This is a genomic window from Azoarcus sp. DN11 (assembly GCF_003628555.1).
GTDB lineage: Bacteria > Pseudomonadota > Gammaproteobacteria > Burkholderiales > Rhodocyclaceae > Aromatoleum.
Map to the genome: position 1 here is coordinate 204079 of NZ_CP021731.1, position 24276 is coordinate 228354.

A 24276-nucleotide genomic window follows, 5' to 3' on the forward strand; every position below is an offset into this window, starting at 1 on the left:
TCAGAAACTCTTCAGTGGAGTCAGGATTACAGCCTCTCTAGCATATCTCCTGTCCAATCTTTCCATTCCGTCATGCGCATCCTGATCGTCGAAGACGAACTCAAATTAGCCGAGGCCCTCAAGCAGGGGCTCGAGGCCGAGCATTACGAAGTGAAATTGGCCTGCAGCGGCGAAGAGGGGTTCTTCCTCGTCAACACGGAAGTCTTTGACTTGATGCTTCTCGACCTGATGTTGCCGGGGAGAGACGGCTTCGAGGCGCTGGCCGCCTTGCGCGGGCGGGGCCTGCAAACCCCTGCATTGATCATCTCAGCAAGGGATGCCGTTGAGGATCGCATACGCGCGCTGGACAGCGGCGCCGACGACTACCTCGTCAAGCCGTTCGCGTTTCCGGAACTCCTCGCCAGGATCCGCGCCTTGATCCGCCGCGGACGGGCCGACGAGATTCTTCGCCTGCGAGTGGCCGATCTGGAAATCGACTTGCTTACGCGCAGAGTCACTCGCGGCGACCAACTTCTCGATTTGACGGGCCGCGAATTCGAACTCCTCGAATACCTGCTGCGCCACGAAGGGCAGATCGTCTCCCGCGAAATGCTGGCGCGGGACGTTTGGAACGAGGTCCAGCGGGCCACACCGCTGGACAACGTAATCGACGTCCATATCGCCCGCCTGCGCAAGAAGGTGGACGGCACCTCAGCGGCCAAGCTGATCCACACGCTGCGCGGAGTCGGATTCACGGTGCGCGAGACGACACCGGGCGGATTGGACGTCTGACCGGACATGGAGGCGGCCGAGGGGTGACGAACTAGCGTTATTGTTGTTCTTAGGGAGAATGCATAATGAATATGACAGAAATAGCACGGAAAACAATCCGTTGGGGCAGGGCGATAGCGGTATTCGGGTTGGCCGGGCTGGCCCATCTTGCAATGGCGCAAACGACGCTGACGCCGACGGAAACGTTCTCGGCGGCGCGAGAGGCCCACCGCGTCGAATCGGGGCAGAAGTTCTTCGGCGACGCCAAGTATGCCGGCAGCGATAGCTGCAAGTCCTGCCACGAGAAGCAGTACGGCGAGTGGAAGAACACCTGGCATTCCAAGATGCAACGCCTGGCGACGCCCGACGTCGTCGTCGGCGATTTCAACAACCGCATCGTCACCTACAAGGACGTGGCGATCAAGGACAAGGACGGCCATCCGGCCAAGGATAAGGACGGCAAGGAGATCAAGCTCACCTTCCAGGTCCGCGCCCACCGCGAGGGAGACAAGTTCTTCTTCACGGTGCTCGACCAGGACAATCCCGCCAACAACCAGACCTACGAGATTTACAAGGCACTGGGCGGCAAGTGGGACCAGCAATATGAAATCAAGGTTGGCGACAACTTGTTGCCGGGCATCCTGCGCTGGTCGGTGGCCAACAACGGCTGGATCGTCAACTCCTACCGCCCCGATGAATGGGTGATCGCCGACGGCACGCCCGACGGCCGCCCCCGCAAGCCGGAGGAACTGCCCAAGAATCGCTTCGCCGAAGCCAAGTGTTCGGGCTGTCATACCACCGGCAACGACTTCTATAAGGATGAGGCGGGTGTCTGGAAGGCCAAGCCCAATGGCACGAGCGAGATGGCCGTCGCCTGCGAGCGCTGCCATGGCCCGGCGAGCAAGCACGTCGCCGAGGCGGAGGAGGCCAAGGCGGCCGGCAAGAAGCTCGCGCCCGAGGCGACCACCATCGTGCATCCGCTCAAGGATCTCAACAGCCTTCAGCAGCTCGAAATGTGCGCCCAATGCCATGGGCGCCACAGCAACAAGGAAATTCCCGACATCAACTTCCAACTGGGCTTTCGCCCCGGCGATGTGGACATGACGACCCGCGCGCGCTTCTGGAACTATTCGAGCACCCCCAAGCACTCGGAGAACCATTATTTCTGGGTCAACGACTGGGCCGCGCGCAACCGCCAACAGTGGCAGGACTTCACCAAGAGCAAGCACTTCAGCAAGGCTGGCATGAGTTGCCTGACTTGCCATACCTTCCACGGCGAATGGGAGAACGCGCAGCTGCGAATGAAGCCCGAACAGCTTTGCGTGTCCTGCCATGCCAGCGGCGGCTATGCGAAGCGGCCCAACGCCGAGATGTTCAAGGACAGTCCGATGGAGAAGGCCGGTGTGCAGTGCGTCGACTGCCACATGCCGAAGATCGGCTACCGCTCCGACAAGACCGCGACCAAGCCGCATCCCTGGGATGTCACCGCGCACACTTTCATGGTGGCAAAGCCGGAGTTGGAACTGCGCCAGGAAATCCGCAGCAGTTGCACGAGTTGCCACGTCGAAGGCAATAAATTGGCTTCAGGCGCTCAGGCCCCTGCTTTCGACATCAATACGCTCGACGTCGTGCTCAAGCAGAAGCAGTCCATGACGCGCGCCGAGATCGATGCCGTGGAGGCCGTGTTGACCAAGGCCGAGCAAGGCAAGTCGGCGGAGGCCAAGAAGCTCATGGCGGACGCCCGCGGCAAGCTGAACTTCGTTTTGCTCGATGGCAGCATGGGGTTCCATAACCAGGAGAAAGCCATGAACTACATCGCCGAGGCGCGTAAGTTGGCCGAGAAGGCCGTCAAGAGCAAATAAGCGTTTCCTGCAACCGACAAGAGGGGAGAGTTTCTCTTCCCCCTTTTCGCAGTAAGAGTCTCTACCCATGACTTTCAAAACCATCCTGTTCCCTATCATATCCGGCTGCGTCGTCACGGTCGTATCGCTCCCTGCCGTAGCCGGCGAGCCTGTGTTCGGTGAGCCGACGCTGTACGGGCGGATCAACGCCACCGTCGAACGGGCAAGAATCGGCGGCAGCGGCGCCGATACCGATCTCGTGGACAACGGTTCCCGCCTCGGCATGCGTGCCGGCAAGGTGCTTTCCGACGAGACATCGGTGATGATTCAGCTTGAAGGACGTATCCGGCCGGAAGATGATCACGCGGGATGGATACTCAAGACCCGTGACAATTGGGTCGGCATCAAGAATGAGACGCTGGGAACGTTGCGCCTCGGCAAGATGGAAGGCCCTCTCTATCATGCCACGTATGATGAAATCAGCATGCACAACCACGACAGCGGCCGATCCTCCGACAAGCTTCTTTGGGAGGATGCGACGGGGGGGCGGATGACCAAATCCGTGTACTACAGTGCTCCCTTCTCCGGGCCGGTCAAGGTCGAGGTGCTGCACGCCTTCCTGGACAAGGACAACGGCAAGCCGCACGCCTCGAATCCGCGTCATGACGAGTTCGCGGTGACCTACGAGTACGGCGAGTCGTGGATCGCCGGCGGGTACGCCGAAAGCCGGGATCTGGACGTCAACAAGGCATGGACGATCGGCGCCGCCACAACAATCCAAGGGATCGTCCTTGCCGGCGTGGTCGAGAGGGCGGCGAGCCTTCCCGAGGGCGGGTCGTCCTCGCATCGCAACTATGCGCGGGTCGCAGTGAAATATCCGTTCGGCAAGCATGAGCTTCACGTCAATTACGGCGTTGCCGGCAATTGGTCCGGCCGCCCCGATAGTGGCGCCACGCAAAGCACCCTCGGCTACAACTACAACCTGACCGAGAAAACCAAGATCTACGGGTTCGTCACCCGGATCAAGAACGATGCCAACGCTTCTTACAGCTTCCTTGAGCATACCCCGACGGGAGCGTCCAACACCTCTTTGGCGCTGGGAGTTCGCCATAATTTCTGAAGACTCTATGAAATCCGAAAAAGGCGTGTCGCCGGCATGGCGGTGGGCCGCGCTAAGTATCCGCGCGCGGCTGTCGATGAGCTATGCCGCGGCATTGGGCATGATGCTCGTTATTTATGCGGCTTTCGTCTACACGACGGTGCGAGAGCGCTTCGGCGTCGAGATCGACCATCGCCTCGATCAGGAGGTCGAGATCGCCGAGCAAGCGCTGGTGCGAGATGCTACCGGGCAACTGTCCTGGCGAATGCCCGGAGAGCGGGTCGACGGTTACGTGACCTTAGCCAACATGCTGTGGGTCGACGTACATCTAACCGACGGGACTTTGGTTTATCGCCTAACCGGCGGTTACGCGAAGAACCGAAATCCGGAGGCCCTGCCCTTCGGTAGGCGAGCGCCCGGCTTTTTCTCGACCCGACTCAGCAGCGGTGTGTCGCTTCGGGTGTTGCAGCGGGAGGTCGAGGTGGACGGGATTCGCGCCGTCATTCGCGCGGCATTTCCCGAGGAGCAGATCGAGCGGGAATTGGCTTCCTTGCTTTGGGTGCTCGCCGTCGGCCTGCCGCTTGCCATCGGGGCTGCCGGAATTGCCGGCTACTGGCTGGCAGGTAGGGCGCTGGCGCCTGTCTCGAAAATGACTGATGAGGCACAGTCCATCACCGCTGACCGTTTGCACGCCCGTCTGCCCATCGCCAACCCCAACGACGAACTGGGCCGCCTCGGTACCACCTTCAACGATCTGTTTGCCCGGCTCGAAGGATCCTTCGAGCAACTGCGCCGATTCACCTCCGACGCCTCCCACGAGTTGAGGACCCCGCTGACGGTTATCCGCAGTGTCGGCGAGGTCGCGCTGCGCGAGCGCCACGACGAAGCCGGCTACCGTGAAATCATCGGGGCCATGTTGGAAGAGTCGGATCGACTGGCCCAGTTGGTGCAAAGCCTGCTAACCCTGGCCAGGGCGGACGGCGGACGCATTCCATTGAATCCCGCGCCGTTCGATCTGGCGGAACTGGGCGAGGAAACGGCCAGTCATCTTCAGATTCTCGCCGAGGAGAAATCTCAGCAACTCCTCTTCGATAATCGCGCCGGACAGCTGCCGGTCATGGGGGATCGAAGCGTCATGCGGCAGGCAGTGCTCAACGTTCTGGACAATGCCATCAAGTACAGTCCGGAAAAGGGACCTATCAGGGTCGTGGCGCGCTGCGATAACGGCAGGGCGATTCTTGAGATTGAGGACAGCGGGCCGGGAATCGCCCTAGAGCATCGCGCCAAGGTCTTCGATCGGTTTTACCGCATCGACTCTGGGCGCAGCCGCAAGGAAGGCGGATTCGGGCTCGGCCTGGCCATCGCACGTTGGGCCGTCGAGGCCAATGGGGGAAGAATCGTTGTCCAGCGGGGGGATCCCGGCGGGAGCGTGTTCAGAATGACGCTGCCCCTTTCGAAACAAGCGGACTGAGTCGATGCAAGGCGAAATTAGCGCCCTTCCTCCTCCGAGTGTGCTGGCGGTCGCAGGATTGTCCCGACGGTTCGGTGACTATCAGGCGCTTGTCCAAGCCGATTTCGAGGTCTATCCCGGCGAAATTCTGGGAATCATCGGGCCGAACGGGGCAGGCAAGACAACACTGATGGAATGCCTGGCGGGATTGCAGCCCGCCGATGCCGGCGAGGTGACGTTCCGTGGGCGTCGGCTTGCGCCCGGCAGGCGCAAGGAGGCAATGTTCTACCTGCCGGACGGGATTACCCCTTGGGCGGAACAACCCGTCTGCCGAATCACTGGTTTCTTTCGCGAGATGTTCGGCCGAAGCCTGGCCGATGAGAGGCTTGCGATCGACCGCCTGGCATTGGGTCCCGTCCTGGGGAAAGCGACGTCCGCCTTGTCCAAGGGGTATCGGCGGCGCTTGCTGCTCGCCCTGGCTCTGCTGACGCCGCATCCCGTCTTGATTCTGGATGAGCCCTTCGATGGCTTCGACTTGCGCCAGACCCTTGGGGTCATGGCTCTGTTGCGGGAAATCGCCGCAGAAAAGCGGACACTGATTCTCTCGATCCATCAACTCAATGATGCCGAACGCATCTGCGACCGGCTGTTGCTGCTGGATGCCGGGCGGGTTCTCGGATGCGGAACCCTGGCCGAGTTGCGCCAGCAGGCCGATCTGTCCCACGGCTCCCTGGAGGAGGTGTTCCTTGCGCTTACCTGATCGTTTGCGGATAGCGCGGGTTCTGCTGCGGCATGAAATTCGTGGCGTCCTCGCCTCCAAGGCACTGTGGGCGATGCTGTTGGTGCTTTCCCCGCTGGTTGGCTACAGTTTCATTCAAGCGGTTTCTCTGTTCGGCGAGGCCAGCAAGTCAGCCTTGGAGTTTCCCGAATTGCGGCGCGGCATGACGCCCCTGGATGGCATTCTCGTGCCGACCCTGGGATCGCTCTATATGGCGATAACCCTACTGTTCCCTTTCGTCGCCATCCGTGTCGTCGGCCAGGACAAGCAATCCGGGGCCGCCAAACTGGCCGAGCAGTACCCGGTAGGCATGGGAACCTTGCTAACCGTCAAAACGCTGGCCGTCGGCGTTGCCTGGTGCCTTGCCATGATTCCCGCCTTGTCGGCCACGGCGATCTGGGGTGTCGCGGGAGGGCACACCCATTTGCCGGAACTGACCAACCTCCTGCTGGGGCATGCGCTGTACGGTTTTGCCGTCACCGGCATCGCTTTCTTTGCGGCGGCGGTCGCAGATTCTGTGGCGACCGCCGCGATTGTCGCCCTGGCCTTTACACTGGGATTCTGGGTGTTGGACTTCGCCGCCGGCAGCAGCCAGCTGGACTGGGTGCAGACGGCTTCGCGCCTTTCATTGACCGCACTATTGCGGCAGTTCGAGCATGGCTTGTTCGGGTTGCCCCAGGTACTGGAAACCATCCTGCTGGGCCTCTCGCTGATCGTGGCGGCGGGGCTTTGGCTCTCCTGCGGTCGCCGCCTATCCCGAAAAATCGGTGGCAGCCTGTGCGTTGCTGCCGCCGCTGGATTGTTGCTGGCGGCTTCCGGCCACGCAGGCTTCTATCGCGATTTCAGCGAGGATCGTCGCAACAGCTTCGGCGCAGCGGAGGAGGCGGCGCTGGCCCGCATGCCGCAGCGCTTGATCATTACGCTGAATCTTTCCCCGGACGATAGCCGTCTGAAGGATATCGAGACCAACGTGCTGAGCAAGTTGAGGCGGCAGGTGCCGGGGCTGGAAGTCGGTTTCGGCGATGCCGGGAGAGTCGGGCTGTTCGGTTCTTCGGGCGACCAACGCTACGGGCTGATCATCTACGAATATGCGGGCAAGCGGATGGAAAGCCGTTCCAGCGATCCGCGCGAAATCTTGTCGATCATCCATGGCTTGGCCGACGTCACGGTACAGTCGGAGGATGCGACACCCTACCCAGGCTATCCGCTAGTGGCGGATGTCGCCTGGTCGGGTTACTGGTTTTATTGCGGTTTCCCCCTGCTGACACTCATATTCTGGCGCTTCTCGCGGATGACGCCAAGGCATGACATTGGAAAGGAGAAGAGATGAATTCGGCCAATCTGTTTAGGTCACTGATATGCGGCGTCACACTGGTCGCGATCTTGCCGGCCGCGGCCGCGGCGGCGACGGAGATGAAAATCGACTTTTCGACGGAGAAGGTCGGCGCCGAACCCACCAGCTTTGTTGCCACCGTTGGCAACTGGGCCATTGCAAAGGACGGAGACAACGTTGTGCTGGCCGTCGAGGGCTCGACGTGGTCGCGCAACCAGCCCACGGCGGGAATCGCCGACAAGGCCAGGGCGCTGTATGGCGAGCGCTACGCCGAATTTCTCGATAATGTGAAATCCTACGCGTACTACCCGTTGGCCGTCGCCAAGGATGTGGAAGATTTCCGCGAGGGAGAGATCAGTTTCCGTTTCAAGGGGATCAGCGGTCGCATCGACCAAGGGGCGGGTATCGCCTTCAACCTTAAACCCAACGGCGACTATCTGATTCTGCGTGCCAACTGCCTGGAAGATAACCTGGTCCTGTTCAAGTACGAGCGCGGCAATCGCAGCGCGGTCAAATGGATTCGGAACACGCCGACGCCCTCGAAGCAGTGGCATGACTTGCGTCTGGTTGTTCAGGGAAAGAACGTCAAAGGCTACCTTGACGGCAAGCTGTATCTCGAACACACGCTTTCCGAACCTGTCTCCGGCCGAGTTGGCGTCTGGTCGAAAGCGGACAGCGTCGTGTATTTCGACGACTTCCGCGTCGAAACCGCGAAAACACAGTGATCAGGGCGCGCCCTTTGAACTGCCTGGGTCAAAGATTAACCTCTCGTCAGCGTCTAGCGACGACCAGCACTGGCTGGAGTTTCAATACCGGCCATGCGCTCAATGCCGCCACAACACACACCAGCAGGAAGTTGTGTGCGTCCAGTTGTGCAATTTGGGGCCGACGTCCTGTCGCTGGGTGATTACGCCGAATGACTGCCAGACTCAGTTACCTGCCGTTGGAAACCCAAAGCGCCGAACGGCAGGTGTGGGTCGGTGGCGGCCGGCCGAACCTCGCGGGAACTGCCGATCGCTCCGGCGGGCCGGATCAACTGCCCGAGCCCGCGTCCGCACTCCGCGCCCCGGTCAGGACCAGCCGGCCATCCTTGACGGGAATGCGCTCACCGGGTTCGTGGTCCATGCGCACGTGGCCGAGCTGCTCGCCGAGCCGGTATTTGACGTCATAGCCGATCACCCGTTCGCTGGTGTCCGTCACCGTCTTGCACCGGGTTTCGGTGGTGCTGTAGGTGTCGTTGGCCTGCATGTTCTCCTGGACCTTCTTGCCCGCATAACCGCCGGCGGCCGCGCCGGCGAGGGTGGCGACCTTCTTGCCGGAGCCTGCGCCGATCTGGTTGCCCAGCAGCCCGCCGGCCAGCGCACCGACCACCGTGCCGGCGATCTGGTGCTGGTCCTTGACCGGGGCGCGATGATTCACCACGACGTCCTTGCACACTTCGCGCGGCGTCTTGACCGCTTCCTTGAGCGGCTGCACGGCGACCACCTCGGCGTACTTCGGTCCGTGGTCGACCAGGTTGTAGGTGGCGACGGCACCCCCGGCGGTGACGCCCAGCGCCCCCAGCCCGATGCCCAGCATCATCGATTTATCCATAGGTTCTCAGTGGTTCCCGAATCTGGTGCGAAGAACTCGCGGTAACCGATTCTACTTCCGCGTCCGCTGCCGGTTCGGGTGGGGAAACAAAGAGATACCCAAACGTCGTTCGGAAATGTAACCGGGGACGAAATCGAGGTCGGGAAAGGCCGCGGCCGCCGCACCGGCGGCGATCGTCTGCCGGACGGGCAGGGGCGCCGTCGTTGCGAAGGGGGTTGCGGCCGCGGTGGAAGCGGTCACCGGACGCCGTGCGGCGAGCAGGCGCCCGAAAGCGCGCGGGTGAGCGTATCCATGCGGCGTTTGAGACGATCCGGCGCGCTTCGTTCCCGCCCGGGAGAGGCGTTTGCCGCTTATTCGGGGCGGAAGGCGTAGAAGAGGTTGGGTTCGCTGACGACGTAGAGGCTGCCGCGCCCGTCGAGCGCGATCCCGGCCGCCTGCGGGACGCTCTCCGCGAGGCCGGCGAAGCCCGCGCCAAGCCCCTGGTAGCCGATCTGGCGGCCGTCGTCCGCGTCGATCTCCAGCGCGAGCCGGGAGGCGGCGCTGAGCAGCAGCAGGTGGCCGGTGCGCGGGTCGAATTGCACCGAGGAAAGGTCGCGGGCGAGGAGCTTGCCGCGCAGCCAGGCCTCGCGGTCGATGATCCGGGCGTCGCCCTGCCCGGCGAGGCTCGCCTGCAGGTCGCGGATCTCGTGGAGCTTGCGTGGCGCGTGTTCCGTGACGAAGAGGCGGTCGCCGGCCTCGTCGTAGGCGATGCCTGCGATGCCGGCGCCGATGCCGTCACCCGGCGCGAGCGTCAGCGTCGGCAGGTTGTCGCGCGACAGGACTGCGTCGGGGCCGGCCGGGACGGGCGCGACGACGAGCGACTGGTGCGCTTCGACCAGCAGCAGACGGCCGTCGCCCAGCACGGTGACGCCGGCGACGTCGTGGAAGCCGGCGAGCGGATGGCGCGCCAGCACTTCGCCGCGGGCGTCGAGTGCGAGGAGCTGCGGCGGTTCATTGCCGACCGCCCACAGGTGGCCGCGCTGCGCGTCCCACGCGAGGCCGGAGAGCTTGCGCGTGACGCCCGCGACGGGGCGGGCCTCGACGCTCACGCGGTAGTCGGTCAATGCGCTGACCGTGCCTTGCGGGCGGGCCGGCTTCAGCGCGGCGATCGTCGCGGCGAAGGCGCGGTCGGGCAGCCCGGGGTCGGCCTGCAGCGCGAGGCCCAGCGCCAGCGCCGCGACGATGCCGCCCCACCAGGCATTCGGTCGGGGGAACGCGAGAGGTTTCGCGAGGCGTTTCGAGAGGGGATTCGACAGGGTGGTCATGGCGCTGCCTTGTGTGTTCGTGCATGCAGCGTCCAGTCTCGCAGGCCAATGTTTCAGGCGCTTGTCGACCGGTGCGGGTCGCGTGCTACTGTAGCCGGCTGCGCGGCGGAAGTGGCTTCCACGGACATCGCTATGCGACATGGATTGTCGCGAGCGGGCGTTAGAGTGCGTACCGTGGCCGCGGCGGCGGCGGAAGAGTGTGCGGGAGACGGGAACAGGTATGGGGCGCGAGGACGATCTGGCGGGCGAACCGGGCGGCGGGCTGATGGTGATTCACGGCAATCACCCGGAGGCGCTGCGCGACGTGCTGGTCGCGTGGATGAAGCGCCATCCGCTGGCGCCGCTGGAGAACGAGCTGATCCTCGTGCAGAGCAATGGCATCGCGCAGTGGCTGAAGATGGCGCTGGCGGCCGACGAGGCGGCGGGCGGCTGCGGCATCGCGGCGGCGCTGGATGCCTTCCTGCCGTCGCGTTTCGTGTGGCAGGCCTATCGCGCGGTGCTGGGCATGGAGGCCGTGCCCGAGGTGTCGCCCTTCGACAAGCCGCGGCTGGTGTGGCGGCTGATGCGCCTGCTGCCGGCATTGCTGGTGCGCGCGGAGTTCGCGCCGCTCGCGCGCTTCCTCGCCGACGACGCGGACCTGCGCAAGCGCCACCAGCTCGCTGAGCGCCTCGCCGACCTTTTCGACCAGTACCAGATGTATCGCGCCGACTGGCTCGCGGCGTGGGCCGAGGGCGACGATGTCGTGCTGACCGCGCGTGGCGGACGTGAGCCCTTGCCGGCCGCGCAGCGCTGGCAGCCGGCGCTGTGGCGGGCGCTGCTCGAAGACGTCGGGGCGGCCGCAGCGGGCAGCGGCCGGGCGGCCGTGCATACGCGCTTCCTCGCCGCCGTCGCGCGGCTGCAGGGCGCGGCGCGCCCGCCTGCGCTGCCGCGCCGCGTGATGGTCTTCGGCATCTCCTCGCTGCCGGCGCAGACGCTCGAAGTGCTCGCCGCGATCGCGCAGTGGAGCCAGGTGCTGCTGTGCGTGCATAACCCCTGCGAGCACTACTGGGCCGACATCATCGCGGACAAGGACCTGCTGCGCGCGGGGCGCTCGCGGCAGTCGCGCCGCGCCGGCATGCCGGAAGTACTGGCCGAAGAGGCGCTGCACCTGCATGCCCACCCGCTGCTCGCGGCGTGGGGCAAGCAGGGGCGCGACTTCATCGGGCTCCTCGACGAGCACGACGCGGGCGAGGCGCGCGCCCGCTATGCGTCGCAGTTCGCGGAACTCTCCCAGCGCATCGACCTCTTCGAATCGCACGGCGAGGACTCGCTGTTGCACCAGCTGCAGGACGACATCCGCGACCTGCGCCCGCTCGCCGAGACGCGCGCCCGCTGGCCGGCGGTCGATCCGGCGTCGGACCCTTCGATCCGCTTCCACGTCGCGCACGGCCCGCAGCGCGAAGTCGAGATCCTGCACGACCAGCTGCTCGCGGCCTTCAACGCCGACGCCAGCCTGCGCCCGCGCGACGTGATCGTGATGGTCCCCGACATCGACGCCTACGCGCCGCACATCCAGGCAGTGTTCGGCCTGATGGACGCCGACGATCCGCGCTTCATCCCCTTCACGGTCGCCGACCAGGGCCTGCGCCACCACGATCCGCTGCTCAACGCGGTCGAAAAGCTCCTCGGCCTGCCGCAGTCGCGGGTGGCCGTGTCCGACGTGCTCGACCTCCTCGAAGTCCCGGCCTTGCGCGCGCGCTTCGGCATCGACGAGGACGACGTGCCGCTGCTGCACCGCTGGGTGCGCGGCGCCAACATCCGCTGGGGCCTGCACGCCGAGCAGCGCGCGAGCCTCGGCCTGCCCGACGGCGCCGAGCAGAATTCCTGGCTCTTCGGCCTGCGGCGCATGCTGCTGGGTTACGCGGTCGGCGGCGCGAGCGACACGGATGGGGCCTGGCAGGGCATCGAGCCGTACGACGAGATCGGCGGCCTCGACGCGGGGCTCGTCGGTCCGCTCGCGGCGCTGCTGGAGCGGCTCGACGCGAGCTGGCGGATGCTGCGCGATCCGGCGACGGTCGACGACTGGTGCGCGCGCCTGCGCGGCCTGCTCGCCGACTTCTTCGATCCCGCCGACGGCAGCGGCGCCTTCACGCTGCAACGCCTCGAGGCGGCGCTGCAGGCGTGGCAGGAAGCCTGTGCCGCGGCCGATCTCACGGAAGCGCTCCCCTTGTCCGTGGTGCGCGAACACTGGCTCGCGCAGATGGACGAATCGGGCCTGTCGCAGCGTTTCTTCGCCGGCGCCGTGACTTTCGCGACGCTGATGCCGATGCGCGCGATCCCCTTCCGCCACGTATGCCTGCTCGGCATGAACGACGGCGACTACCCGCGCACGCGCATGCCGATGGACTTCGACCTGATGGGGCGCGACTACCGCCCCGGCGACCGTTCGCGGCGCGAGGACGACCGTTATCTCTTCCTCGAAGCGCTGCTCTCGGCACGCGAACGCCTGCACGTGAGCTGGGTCGGGCGCAGCATCCACGACAACACCGAGCGCCCGCCGTCGGTGCTGGTCGGGCAGCTGCGCGACCATCTCGCGGCCGGCTGGCGGCTCGCGGGGGAGGACGGCGACGATGCCGGCGACCGCCTCCTCGCCGCGCTCACCGTCGAGCACCGCCTGCAGCCCTTCAGCGCCGACTACTTCCCCGCCGCCGGCAGCGCCACGCCGCTCTTCACCTATGCGCGCGAATGGCGCGAGGGCCATGCCGCCCCCGCCGAGGCTGCTGTAGCGGGCGCGTTGCCCCCGCTCGAAGAGACCGAGCCGCTGACCCTGCGCGAGCTCGCCGATTTCCTCAAGGAGCCCGCGAAGGTCTTCCTGCGCCGGCGCCTCGGGGTGTATTTCGAGCTGCCCGATCCGTCGAGCGAGGACCACGAACCCTTCGCGCTCGACGCGCTGGAGAACTGGCAGCTGCAGGACGAACTCATCGCCGCCCAGCTCGACGCGCTGCGCCATGACGCGCTGCGCCATGACGCGCCGCGCGAGGAGGCGCTGGCGCGGACGCTCGCGCGCATCGAGCGACGCGGCGAACTCGCGCCCGGGCACTTCGCGGCGCTGATGCAGGCGCAGCTTGCCGAGCCGATGGAAAACCTCTTCGAGCGCTACACCAAGGCGCTGGACGAATGGCCGGAGGCGGTCGAGCCGGACGAGGAAATCATGTTCGAACACGAGGTCGGTGGCGCGCGCCTCGCCGTCGCGGATCGCCTCGGCAGCCTGCGCCGCAGCGCGGACGGTAGGCGTGGCCGCATCGTGCTGGAACGCAGCGGCGTGGTGACGAAGCAGAGGAAGTACCGCCGCGACAAGCTGCTGCGCCACTGGATCGCACACGTCGCGGGCCACCTCGCGGGCGTACCGCTGACGAGCCACGTCGTCGGCAAGGTCGGCGACGCACCCATGGATGCGCTCGACGTCGAGGCCGCGTGCGGCTGGTTCCACGACCTGCTCCAGGCCTGGCATGAAGGCCTCGTGCGCCCGCTGCCGCTCGCCGCGCAGACCGCCTTCGCGTGGATCGAAGCGGGCGGGCGCAGCGATACGCCGAAGGACAGCGACGCCGGCCGCGCCGCGCGCCTCGCCTACGAGGGTGACGGCTTCTGGCGCCGCGGCGAGATCGAGGACAGCCCCTATCTCGCGCGCGCATGGCCCGATTTCGATGCGCTGTGGGCGGACGGCGAGTTCGCGCGCCGCGCCGACACACTGCTGCGGCCGGTCTATCTGGGGATCGGCACGGCCAAGGACCACAAGCTGGGCCTCGCGCAGGGAGCCGAGGCATGACCGCCGCCATGACGACTGCCCACCCGAGCCCCGCCCGCAAGCTCGACCCGCTCGCCTTCCCGCTGCACGGCAGCCGGCTCATCGAGGCGAGCGCCGGCACCGGCAAGACCTTCACGATCGCCGCACTGTACGTGCGCCTCGTGCTCGGCCACGGCGGCGACGCGGCCTTCGCACGCCCGCTCACGCCGCCCGAGATCCTCGTCGTGACCTTTACCGACGCTGCGACCAAGGAGCTGCGCGACCGCATCCGCGCGCGCCTCGCCGAGGCCGCGACGTGCTTCCGCGCCGATCCGGCGGCGGTCGGCACGCTGGCACGCGGCCAGGACTTCCTGCACGACCTGCGTGCCGACTACCCGCCCGCCGCGTGGCCCGGCTGCGCGCGCAAGCTGCAGCTCGCCGCGGAATGGATGGACGAGGCGGCGGTGTCGACGATCCACGGCTGGTGCAGGCGTATGCTCAACGAGCACGCTTTCGACAGCGACAGCCTGTTCACGCAGCAGCTCGAAACCGACCAGGGCGAACTGCTCGCCGAGGTCGTGCGCGACTTCTGGCGCAGCTTCTTCGTGCCGCTGGACGAACGCGCGGTGGCGCAGATCGCCGGCTGGTGGGCGACCCCGGACGCGCTGCTGGCGCAGCTCGGCAAGCTCGTCGAACACGCCGAGGCGCTGGAGGATGCGCCCGTGCCGGCCGCGGCGATCGCCACCGCGCGCGACGAAAAGGCCCGCGCGCTCGCGGCACTCAAGGCCCCGTGGGCGGAATGGATCGAGGCGCTGCAGGAATTGTTCGACGGCGCGGTCGCGGCGAAGAAGATCAACGGCCACAAGCTCAAGAAGGCGCATTACGACAACTGGCTCGACCTCCTGCGCGCCTGGATCGTCGATGCGGACCAGGTCACGCCCGCGCTCTCCGATTCGGCGTGGAAGCGGCTGACGCCCGAGGGCTTCGCCGAAGCCTGGAAGGACGGCGAGGCGCCCCGGCATCCCGCGCTCGAAGCGCTGTCGTCCCTGCGGGGCGAACTGGCGCAGCTCCCCGACGCCCGCGCCGAGCTGCTGCGCTTCGCCGCGCGCTGGGTTGCCCGGCGCTTCGCCGCCGAGCAGCAGCGCCGCGCGCAGATGGGCTTCAACGATCTCCTCACGCGCCTTGCCGCCGCCCTGCAGCAGCGCAACGGCGCACGGCTGGCCGAAGTGATCCGCGCGCAGTTCCCGGTCGCGCTGATCGACGAATTCCAGGACACCGACCCGGTCCAGTACGACATCTTCGACCGCGTCTATCGCATCGATACGAACGCCCCCGACACCGGCGTCGTGCTGATCGGCGATCCCAAGCAGGCGATCTACGCCTTCCGCGGCGCCGACATCTTCACTTACCTGCGCGCGCGCCGCGACGCCGGCGGGCGGCTCTTCACGCTGGGGACCAACTACCGCTCCACCGACGGCATGGTCGCCGCGGTGAACCGCTGCTTCGCGCAGGCCGAGGCGCGCGCGGACGGCCAAGGCGCCTTCCTGTTCCGCGCGCAGGACGACAACCCCGTGCCCTTCCAGCCGGTCGTCGCCCACGGCCGGCGCGAGCGCCTTGTCGTCGATGACGCGCCCGTCGTCGCGCTGACCTGCTGGACGCTGGAGGCCGGCGAAAACGGCCATGCGCTCACGGCGGGCCCCTACCGCGCGCGCATGGCCGCCGCTTGTGCGGCCGCGATCGTGCGCCTGTTGAACCTCGGCCAGCAGGGTCGGGCAGGCTTCGCGCGCGAGGGCGAGCCGCTTGCTGCGCTGCGCCCGGCCGACATCGCGATCCTCGTGAACAGCCGCACCGAGGCCGACGCCGTGCGCGCCGCGCTGGCCGCGGGCGGCGTGCGCAGCGTGTATCTCTCCGACCAGGAATCCGTGTTCGCGAGCCCGCAGGCGGCCGAATTGCAGCGGTGGCTCGCCGCCTGCGCCGAGCCGGACGACGAGCGCCTGCTGCGCGCCGCGCTCGCCACGCCCTGCCTCGGACTCGACTGGGCCGCACTCGACCGCCTGCGCCGCGACGAGCTCGAGTGGGAAGCGCGCGTACTGCAGTTCCGCGACTATCGCCAGCTGTGGCGCCGGCAGGGCGTGTTGCCGATGCTGCGGCGCCTCTTGGGCGACTTCGGCGTGCCGCGGCGGCTCCTCGGTGCGGGAGAGGGCGCACCGCCCGACGGCGAACGCGCGCTCACCGACCTGCTGCATCTCGCCGAACTGCTGCAGCACGCGAGCGTCGCGCTCGAAGGCGAACACGCGCTGATCCGCCATCTGGCCGAACAGCGCGCGGACGCCGCGAACGGCGACGACGCGCGCAAGCTGCGCCTCGAAAGCGACGCCGATCTCGTGCAGGTCGTCACCGTGCACAAGTCCAAGGGCCTCGAGTACCCGCTCGTGTTCCTGCCTTTCGCGTGCACCTGCCGCGTCGTCGATCCGGCCGACCTGCCGCTCAAGCTGCACGACGACGCGGGCCGCCTCAGGCTGGTGCTGGAAGCGGAGGGGGACGACCTCCCGCGCGCCGACCGGGAACGCCTCGGCGAGGACCTGCGCAAGCTCTACGTCGCGCTGACGCGCGCGCGCCACGCGACCTGGATCGGCGTCGCACCGGTCGACAAGCTCGACCGCAGCGCGCTCGGCCATCTCCTCGCGGGCGGCGCGGCGATCGCGGCGGATGAACTGCCCGCGGCCCTCGCCGCCTTGCGCGGCGACTGCGAACACATCGCGATCGCGGCCGCGCCCGAACCGACCCGCGAGCGCTTCACGCCGCGCACCGCCCAGACCGCCATCGGCGCCGCGCGCGAGCCGCGCCGCCCGGTGCGCGAAGCCTGGTGGATCGCGAGCTATTCGGCGCTGCGCACCGCGGAGGCGGGCAGCGCGCAAGCCCTTGCCGGCGAAGCCTCCGCGGCCGCCGCGGAAAGCCTGCCGCCCGCTGCCGACACGCCCGCCGAGGATACCTTTTCCGAGATCCTCGACGAAACGCCCGGCGTCCCCGCCGCCCCCGCGGGCGACTCGCGCCTGCACCGTTTCGCGCGCGGCGCCGGCCCCGGCACCTTCCTCCACGAACTCCTCGAATGGGCGGCCCGCGAAGGCTTCGGTCGCGTGCTCGCGGCGCCCGAACGCGCCCGCGACATGATCGCGCGCCGCTGCGCCGTGCGCGGCTGGAGCCACTGGACCGACACGCTCGCGGGCTGGCTGATCGACTTCGTCGCGACGCCGCTGCCGCTGCCCGACGGCGCCACGCCCCGCTTCGCCGACCTCGCGGGCGCCCGCCCGGAGATGGAATTCTGGTTCGAGGCGCACCACGCCGACCTCGCCCGCCTCGACGCCCTCGTGCACCGGCACACGCTCGCCGCCGCGCCGCGGCCCGCGCTCGCCCCGGGCCAGCTCAACGGCATGCTCAAGGGCTTCATCGACCTCGTCTTCGAACACCGGGGGCGCTACTACGTGGCCGACTACAAATCCAACTGGCTGGGGCCCGACGACGCGGCCTACACCGCGGAGGCGATGCGCGACGCGGTGCTCGCGAAGCGCTACGAGCTGCAATACGTGCTCTACCTCTTTGCGCTGCACCGCCTGCTCAAGTCGCGCCTGCCCGACTACGACTACGACCGCCATGTCGGCGGCGCCGTGTACCTCTTCCTGCGCGGCAGCCACGCGCCGACGCGGGGCCTGCACTGCGAACGCCCGCCGCGCGCGCTGATCGAGGCGCTCGACGCCGAATTCGGCATGGCCGTCACGGCCGGGGAGGGCGTGCGATGACCCGTGCGACCCGCGGCAGCCGTCCCGGCGCCGAGCTGATGGGCGACCTGTTCGATCCCGCGCCGGCGGCGCTCCTCGCCGGCCTCCCGCAGCTGCTGCGGCGCTGGGTCGAGCACGGCTGGCTGCGCCCGCTCGACCGCGCCTTCGCGCAATTCCTGCGCGACCATGCGCCCGACGCCGACCCGCTGCTCCTCCTCGCCGCCGCGCTCGCGAGCCACCAGCTCGGCCGCGGCCACGTCTGCCTCGACCTCGCCGCGACGCTCGCCGACCCGCGCTTCGCGCTGTCGCTGCCGCCCGAAGGGGATGACGAGAGCGACCTGCCGCCGCTGCCCGACGAAGTGCTCGCCGGCGTCACGCTCGAATGCTGGCGCGCGGCGCTCGACCACCCGCTCCTCGTCGCCCCTGGCGCCGGCAACACCCCCCTCGTCTGCGTCGGCACCCGTGTCTACCTGCGCCGCTACTGGCAGTACGAGCGCGACGTGCGCGCGGGCATCGACGCGCGCCTCGCCGCCCCGCCCGCGGCGCCGGACCCCGCCCCCTTCCGCCAGGCGCTCGACGCGCTCTTCCCGCCGCGGGCAGACGATGCGGTCGATTGGCAGAAGCTCGCCTGCGCCCTCGTCGCGCGCAGCGCCTTCGGCATCGTCACCGGCGGCCCCGGCACCGGCAAGACCACCACCGTCGTGCGACTGCTCGCGCTGCTGCAAAGCCTCGCCCTCACCGGCGCGCCGCAGCGCCCGCTGCGCATCCGCCTCGCCGCGCCCACCGGCAAGGCCGCGGCGCGCCTCAACGAATCGATCGCCGGCGCCGTTGAGAAGCTCGCGCTCGCCGACCTGCCCGGCGGCGAAGCGGTGCGCGCGGCGATCCCGACCGCGGTGAGCACGCTGCACCGCCTGCTCGGCAGCCGCCCCGACACGCGCCATTTCCGCCACGACGCGGCGAATCCGCTGCCGCTCGACGTGGTCGTCGTCGACGAGGCCTCGATGGTGGACCTCGAGATGATGGCCGCGCTGCTCGCCGCGCTGCCCGCGCACGCACGCCTCGTGCTGCTCGGCGACAAGGACCAGCTCGCCTCGGTCGAGGCCGGCGCCGTGCTCGGCGAACTGTGCGCCGGCGCCCGAGAAGGCCGCTACACGCCGGCGACGCGCGACTGGCTCGTCGACGTCGCGGGCGCGCGCCTCGACGCCGCCCTCGTCGACCCGCAGGGCGGACCGCTCGACCAGGCCGTCGCGATGCTGCGCGTGAGCCACCGCTTCAGCGCCGACAGCGGCATCGGGCGCCTCGCCGAGGCCGTGAACGCGGGCGATCTCGCGGCGATGCACGCCTTGTGGCCGCGGGGCTGCGCGGATCTCGCGCGTGTGCGCGTCGCGGCCGGCGATGATGGCGCCTTCCGCGCCCTCGTGATCGACGGCGGCGGGGCGAACTTCCCCGCGCCAGGGCGCGGCGGCCGCAGCGGCGACGCCGCCCTGGCGCCGCCCGTGGGCTTCGGCCACTACCTTGCGGCCCTGCGCGACGGCCAGCCGAGCGCCGATGCCGACCCGGCCGCCTTCGACGACTGGGCGCGCATTGTGCTCGCCGCGCATGGCCGGTTCCAGCTCCTGTGTGCGCTGCGCCGCGGACCGTGGGGCGTGGAAGGGCTCAACGAGCGCGTCGCGCGCCTGCTGCATGCGGCCGGCCTGATCCCGGCCAGCCACGGCTGGTACCTCGGCCGGCCCGTGCTGGTCACCCACAACGACTACGGCCTGGGCCTCATGAACGGCGACATCGGCATCACGCTGGCCCGCCCGCGGCCCGCCGCGAACGGCGGCGAACCGCAGTGGGCGCTGCGCGTCGCCTTCCCCGCCGGTGACGGCACGGCCGCCATCCGCTGGGTGCTGCCGAGCCGCCTGCAGGCGGTCGAGACCGTGTATGCGATGACCGTGCACAAGTCGCAGGGCTCGGAATTCGCGCATGCCGCGCTGCTGCTGCCCGATGCGCTGAATCCCGTGCTCACGCGCGAGCTCGTCTACACCGGCATCACGCGCGCGCGCGAGCGGCTGACGCTGGCAACGGCGGGCCCCGACCGCGTGCTGGACGAGGCGGTGCAGCGCCGCGTGTTGCGCGCGAGCGGGCTGCTGGCTGGCCCGTCTTCCGTGTGAGCCGGCCGCCGCGCACTGGCCCCGCGGGTGTTTCGGGATAGGCCGAATGCCAAGTGATCCGTATGCGGAAATTCGTGACGGATAGCCGTTATTACCTGAATCGGATAGGAAAAAATGCGGCTATCGGTACCCGGGGCGGGGAAGCCCCGTAAGGTTTGCGGCGTGCGGGATGTGCCGCGGCCAGCTGCATCTTGTAGCGTTAAGTCGTTCACGGTTTTCGCCGGTGATTGCGCGCACACTGCATCGAGGGTGCGCACGGGGCATTTCACCCGTCGTGCCTCTTGCAAGAGGTCGATGCAAACATGGACAGCGTCCGGAAACCCTTCAACCTGCGCAAATGGTTCTCCATCGTCAGCCTGGTGGTGACGGGGGGGGCGGCAATTGTCTCGGGCGCGATCCTGTCCAGCTTTTTCGTGAACGAGGCGATCAAGCGCGACGCGATGCTGACGACGCAGTTCATCCAGTCGATCGCCGAGATCGAGTCGCGCCACGCCCGCCTGGGCCCGAACCACACCAGCCTCGCCGCCATTCTCGATGATCGCCTGACGGCGCGGGAGCTCGGCGTTCCGGAGGAAAACCTCGAGCGTGCACGCGCGGAATTCTTCGATCATCTCCGCCAGATGCCCGAAGCCCTGCTCGCGACCGTGTTCGCGCCTGACGCCTTCGTGATCTGGTCGGCCAATCCCAAGCTGACCGGGCAGAGGCTAAGTGACAACGACGAGCTGCAGGAAGTCCTCGAGCACCGCCAGACGGTGGCCGCGGGCCATCTCAAGGAGTCCGAGGGCAAGAAGGCCGAGCAGAAGTTCGTGCGCGAGCCGAAGGACATGTACATCGAGAACTACGTGCCCCTGCTCAACACCGACGGGAGCGTGGCCTCCGTGGTCGAGATCTACAAGGAGCCGCGGGACCTCATCAGTTCGCTCAAGCGCGGCTATCTGCTGATCTGGCTGGCCGCCCTGCTGTCGGGCGGCGCGATCTACGGATGCCTGCACTGGATCATCGACCGGGCCGCGCGCGAACTCGACGCCCAGCAGCGCGAGATCGTCGAGAACCAGACGCTGGTCGCGCTCGGCGAGATGTCGTCGGCGATCGCGCACGGCCTGCGCAACCCGCTCGCCTCGATCCGCTCCAGCGCCGAAGTCGCGCTCGAACTGGGCGATTCCGGGACCACGAAGAACCTCAACGACATCATCACCCAGGTCGATCGCGTGTCAAAGTGGGTACGGGAATTGCTACAGTTTTCGAGGCCGATCACCGACCAGAATGAGGCCGTGAACGTCGTGACTGCGCTGGACAACGCGCTGAGCACCTACGATGTGCAGATACAGCGGGCCGGCATCGAAATCGACTGGGCGCCGCAAGCGGCACCCGCGGTGGCGGTGCAAGCCAACGGCTCGCTGCTGGAACAGGCGCTCAACAGCGTGTTCTCCAACGCGATCGAGGCGATGCCGCGCGGCGGGCGCCTCGGCGTGGCCGTCGAGCAGCCCGCGCGCGACCGCGTCACGGTCAGGGTGGCCGACACCGGCTGCGGGATGTCCGAGGCGCAGCTGAAGACGCTCTTCAAGCCGTTCCACACGACAAAACGTGGCGGCCTGGGGGTTGGATTGGTGCTGGTAAGCCGGATAATGGAACGCTTCGGTGGTGCGGTTGAACTGGACAGCAAGGAACAGGCGGGAACCACCGTCCGTCTGACCTTCAAGGTAGCGAATCAGGAGTAGGAAGATGCCAAACACGATCCTGGTCGTCGAAGACGACGAGATCCTGGGCGAAAATATCTGCACCAGCCTCAAGCGCAATGGCTGGGATGCGCAGCTGGCGGACTCCTCGGAAGAAGCGTTGCGCCTGGTGGCGACGCTGCACCCCGACGTCGTGCTCACCGACCTCAACCTGCCGGGCATCACCGGCATCGAACTGATCGGCCGGGTGCGCCAGGCCGAACCGGACGCCAAGGTCATTCTCATGACCGGGGATGGCAACGTGCAGCGTGCGGTCGAGGCGATGAAGGCCGGCGCCTACGACTACCTCACCAAGCCGCTCGTGCTGGCCGAGCTCAAGCTGCTGATCGAGCGCGCCCTCGAAGCCCGGCGCATGGAAAAGACCCTGTCCTTCTATCACGAGCGCGACACGCGCGAATCCGGCATCGGCGCGCTGATCGGCAACTCCGCGCCGATGCAGGCGATGAAGGGCATGATCGGCCAGCTTCTCGAAGCCGAGAAACACATGCCCGCGAGCGAGCTACCCGTGGTCCTGATCAGCGGCGAAACCGGCACCGGCAAGGAACTCGTCGCGCGCGCCCTGCACGTGGACGGCACCCGCAGCAGCGGCCCCTTCGTCGAAGTGAACTGTGCGTCGATCCCGTCGCACCTGCTGGAAGCCGAACTCTTCGGTCACGAGAAGGGCGCCTTCACCGATGCGCGCGACCGCCGTGCCGGCCTCGTCGAAGCGGCCGACGGCGGCACGCTCTTCCTCGACGAGATCGGCGAGATCGACCTCGCGCTGCAGGCCAAGCTGCTCAAGCTGCTCGAGGAGCGCACGATCCGGCGCCTCGGTTCGGTCAAGGAGATCAAGGTCAATCTGCGCATCATCAGCGCCACCAACCGCGACCTCGAAGAGATGGTGCGCGAGGGCAAGTTCCGCAGCGACCTCTACTTCCGCCTGCGCATCATTACCGTCAAGGTGCCGCCGCTGCGCGAACGCGGCGACGACGTCGTCGCGCTGGCGAAGCATTACCTCGAACAGCACGCGCGCCGCTACGGCAAGCCGGGCCTGTACTTCAGCGACGACGCGCTCAACGTGCTGAAGTGCTACGGGTGGCCGGGCAACGTGCGCGAACTGCGCAACATGCTCGAACAGACGGTGCTGCTTGCCGCCGGCAAGGCCATCACGTCCAACCAGCTCGCGATCTGCCCCGGCCTGTACGGCACCTGCGACCGCGATTTCCACTCGCTCGACTCGTACTGCATGTCCGTGCCGGCCAGCGGCGTCAGCGTGCCGGAAGTCGAGCGCGATCTCGTCATCAAGATGCTCGACAAGACCGACTGGAACGTCACCAAGTCGGCGCGCCTGCTGGGCCTCACGCGCGACATGCTGCGCTATCGCATCGAGAAGCTGGGCCTCGAACGGCCGGAGCGCTGACGCAAGGAGTACGGGAGGGGAGGGGGAAAGGGGCGCGACGCGAGCCGCGCCCTTTTTCCTGTCGCGGTGCCGCCGGGACCGCGTGCGCGGGCGCTTACTGGATGCTGCTCGCCAGCTCGAAGATCGGGATGTACATCAGGATCACGATGACGCCGATCACCAGGCCGATGAAGACCATCAGCAGCGGTTCGAACAGGCGCACGAACCACTCGATGAAGCGGCCCATCTCCTCGTCGTAGAAGTCGGCGGTGCGCTCCATCATTTCGCCCAGGTTGCCCGCGTGCTCGCCGGCGCGCAGCATGCGCAGCGACACCGGCGTCGCCAGGTGGTTCTTTTCCAGCGCCCAGGACAGCGCCTGGCCTTCGCGCACGCGCGCGGCGACTTCATCCAGGCGGCTGCGCACGCCGACGCCGAGCAGGCCGCGCACCATGCCGATCGCGGTCAGGATGGGGATGCCGCCTTGCAGCAGGATGCCCAGCGAGCGGTAGAAGCGCGCCATCTCGTAGATGAACAGCCGCTTGCGGATCGCCGGCACGGCCTCCAGCGCCTTCGCCAGCGCGCGCCGCACCGGCGGCTGGCGCAGCAGCAGTGCCGCCCCGGCGACGGCCGCCACCGCGCCGGCGCCCAGCGCCGCCTGGTGCGCGTGCAGGAACTGGCCGGCGCTCAGCAGCACGCGCGAGAGCCACGGCAGGTTGGAGCCGAGGTCCTCGAACACCACCGCGAAGCGCGGCACCACGTAACCGATCAGGAACAGCAGCACGCCGCAGCCGACGAGGAACAGCAGCACCGGATACACCGCGGCGCTGACGATCTTCTGGCGCACTTCGTCGACGCGGCTGCGGTAGGCCACGTAACGGCCCAGCGCGGCGCCGACCTCGCCGGTCTTCTCGCTCGACTGGATCAGCGCGACGTACAGCTCGGGAAAGACTTCGGGCGTGCGCGCAAGCGCCTGCGACAGCGACTTGCCCTCGTACAGCGCGCGCACCAGGTCGTCCAGCACCTTGCGCGCCTGGGCGTCGCTCTCCTTCTCGGTGAGGCTCTCCAGCGCATCGATGAGGGCGAGGCCGGCGTTGAGCAGTGTCGCCAGCTCCTGGCTGAAGAGCACCAGCGGAAAGGCTTCCCGCCGCTGCCAGCGCAGCGCCGGCAGGCGTCGGGCCGTGCGCAGCGACATCACGCGCAGGCCCTGGTCCTCGGCCTGGCGGCGCGCGTCGGCGAGGTTCGCCGCGTCGATCGTCAGTGCGACGACGCTGGCCTCGCGGCTGACCCCCTTGACGTGAAAGCGCATGGCGGCACCTGCT

Annotated in this window: 15 protein-coding genes; 12 read left to right on the forward strand and 3 right to left on the reverse strand. The window is 67.6% G+C overall.

Going from position 1 to position 24276, the window contains the following annotated elements; genetic code table 11:
• The first annotated feature begins 72 nt into the window (after positions 1-72).
• The 7 genes from CDA09_RS00915 (at position 73) to CDA09_RS00945 (ending at position 7976) form a co-directional block, all read left to right on the forward strand.
• Positions 73-771 (forward strand): response regulator, encoded by a 699-nt coding sequence (locus CDA09_RS00915; protein WP_121426901.1) that lies wholly within the window; start codon positions 73-75, stop codon positions 769-771.
• Positions 772-923: 152 nt separating this feature from the next.
• Complete coding sequence (locus CDA09_RS00920) at positions 924-2612, forward strand: ammonia-forming cytochrome c nitrite reductase subunit c552 (RefSeq protein WP_164844348.1); 1689 nt, start codon at positions 924-926, stop codon at positions 2610-2612.
• A gap of 67 nt (positions 2613-2679) precedes the next feature.
• Positions 2680-3711 carry a porin gene (locus CDA09_RS00925; protein ID WP_121426903.1) on the forward strand — a complete coding sequence of 344 codons (1032 nt, stop codon included), beginning with the start codon at positions 2680-2682 and terminating at the stop codon, positions 3709-3711.
• 7 nt (positions 3712-3718) lie between these two features.
• Complete coding sequence (locus CDA09_RS00930; RefSeq protein WP_164844349.1) at positions 3719-5161, forward strand: sensor histidine kinase; 1443 nt, start codon at positions 3719-3721, stop codon at positions 5159-5161.
• Between the two features lie 4 nt (positions 5162-5165).
• Positions 5166-5900: an ABC transporter ATP-binding protein gene (locus tag CDA09_RS00935; RefSeq protein ID WP_121426905.1), complete on the forward strand. Its 735-nt coding sequence runs from the start codon at positions 5166-5168 to the stop codon at positions 5898-5900.
• Complete coding sequence (locus CDA09_RS00940) at positions 5887-7248, forward strand: ABC transporter permease (protein ID WP_217351273.1); 1362 nt, start codon at positions 5887-5889, stop codon at positions 7246-7248. Before CDA09_RS00935 ends, CDA09_RS00940 begins: the two co-directional genes overlap by 14 nt.
• Positions 7245-7976: a LamG domain-containing protein gene (locus CDA09_RS00945; RefSeq protein ID WP_121426906.1), complete on the forward strand. Its 732-nt coding sequence runs from the start codon at positions 7245-7247 to the stop codon at positions 7974-7976. Before CDA09_RS00940 ends, CDA09_RS00945 begins: the two co-directional genes overlap by 4 nt.
• A gap of 307 nt (positions 7977-8283) precedes the next feature.
• Here the strand turns inward: CDA09_RS00945 and CDA09_RS00950 are convergent, their stop codons facing one another.
• Positions 8284-8844, reverse strand: coding sequence for a glycine zipper 2TM domain-containing protein (locus CDA09_RS00950; protein WP_121426907.1), 561 nt, complete (start codon positions 8842-8844; stop codon positions 8284-8286).
• Positions 8845-9194: 350 nt separating this feature from the next.
• Positions 9195-10148, reverse strand: coding sequence for an SdiA-regulated domain-containing protein (locus CDA09_RS00960; protein ID WP_121426908.1), 954 nt, complete (start codon positions 10146-10148; stop codon positions 9195-9197).
• A gap of 220 nt (positions 10149-10368) precedes the next feature.
• Here CDA09_RS00960 and recC point away from each other — a divergent pair, with 220 nt between their 5' ends.
• From recC to CDA09_RS00985, 5 genes are all read left to right on the forward strand, one after another.
• Entirely contained in the window at positions 10369-13953 is a 3585-nt protein-coding gene (gene recC / locus CDA09_RS00965; RefSeq protein WP_121426909.1) for an exodeoxyribonuclease V subunit gamma, read from the forward strand.
• Positions 13950-17708: an exodeoxyribonuclease V subunit beta gene (gene recB, locus CDA09_RS00970; protein WP_121426910.1), complete on the forward strand. Its 3759-nt coding sequence runs from the start codon at positions 13950-13952 to the stop codon at positions 17706-17708. The genes recC and recB overlap by 4 nt, the downstream gene beginning before the upstream one ends.
• Positions 17705-19843, forward strand: coding sequence for an exodeoxyribonuclease V subunit alpha (gene recD, locus CDA09_RS00975; protein ID WP_121426911.1), 2139 nt, complete (start codon positions 17705-17707; stop codon positions 19841-19843). The genes recB and recD overlap by 4 nt, the downstream gene beginning before the upstream one ends.
• A 302-nt stretch (positions 19844-20145) precedes the next feature.
• The gene (locus CDA09_RS00980; protein ID WP_121426912.1) at positions 20146-21561 is read left to right on the forward strand and encodes a sensor histidine kinase; all 1416 of its coding nucleotides are present in this window, start codon (positions 20146-20148) and stop codon (positions 21559-21561) included.
• Between the two features lie 4 nt (positions 21562-21565).
• Positions 21566-22978, forward strand: coding sequence for a sigma-54-dependent transcriptional regulator (locus CDA09_RS00985; protein WP_121426913.1), 1413 nt, complete (start codon positions 21566-21568; stop codon positions 22976-22978).
• A 94-nt stretch (positions 22979-23072) separates the two neighbouring features.
• Here CDA09_RS00985 and CDA09_RS00990 read toward each other — a convergent pair whose 3' ends face one another.
• Positions 23073-24263 carry a type II secretion system F family protein gene (locus CDA09_RS00990; RefSeq protein WP_121426914.1) on the reverse strand — a complete coding sequence of 397 codons (1191 nt, stop codon included), beginning with the start codon at positions 24261-24263 and terminating at the stop codon, positions 23073-23075.
• Positions 24264-24276: the final 13 nt, after the last annotated feature.

Coding starts and splice junctions, on each gene's coding strand:
- CDA09_RS00960 (WP_121426908.1), bottom strand. CDS start 10,148: ATGACCACCCTGTCGAATCCCCTCTCGAAACGCCTCGCGAAACCTCTC.
- CDA09_RS00935 (WP_121426905.1), top strand. CDS start 5,166: ATGCAAGGCGAAATTAGCGCCCTTCCTCCTCCGAGTGTGCTGGCGGTC.
- CDA09_RS00915 (WP_121426901.1), top strand. CDS start 73: ATGCGCATCCTGATCGTCGAAGACGAACTCAAATTAGCCGAGGCCCTC.
- recC (WP_121426909.1), top strand. CDS start 10,369: ATGGGGCGCGAGGACGATCTGGCGGGCGAACCGGGCGGCGGGCTGATG.
- CDA09_RS00950 (WP_121426907.1), bottom strand. CDS start 8,844: ATGGATAAATCGATGATGCTGGGCATCGGGCTGGGGGCGCTGGGCGTC.
- CDA09_RS00980 (WP_121426912.1), top strand. CDS start 20,146: ATGGACAGCGTCCGGAAACCCTTCAACCTGCGCAAATGGTTCTCCATC.
- recD (WP_121426911.1), top strand. CDS start 17,705: ATGACCCGTGCGACCCGCGGCAGCCGTCCCGGCGCCGAGCTGATGGGC.
- CDA09_RS00945 (WP_121426906.1), top strand. CDS start 7,245: ATGAATTCGGCCAATCTGTTTAGGTCACTGATATGCGGCGTCACACTG.
- CDA09_RS00920 (WP_164844348.1), top strand. CDS start 924: ATGGCGCAAACGACGCTGACGCCGACGGAAACGTTCTCGGCGGCGCGA.
- CDA09_RS00985 (WP_121426913.1), top strand. CDS start 21,566: ATGCCAAACACGATCCTGGTCGTCGAAGACGACGAGATCCTGGGCGAA.
- recB (WP_121426910.1), top strand. CDS start 13,950: ATGACCGCCGCCATGACGACTGCCCACCCGAGCCCCGCCCGCAAGCTC.
- CDA09_RS00930 (WP_164844349.1), top strand. CDS start 3,719: ATGAAATCCGAAAAAGGCGTGTCGCCGGCATGGCGGTGGGCCGCGCTA.
- CDA09_RS00925 (WP_121426903.1), top strand. CDS start 2,680: ATGACTTTCAAAACCATCCTGTTCCCTATCATATCCGGCTGCGTCGTC.
- CDA09_RS00990 (WP_121426914.1), bottom strand. CDS start 24,263: ATGCGCTTTCACGTCAAGGGGGTCAGCCGCGAGGCCAGCGTCGTCGCA.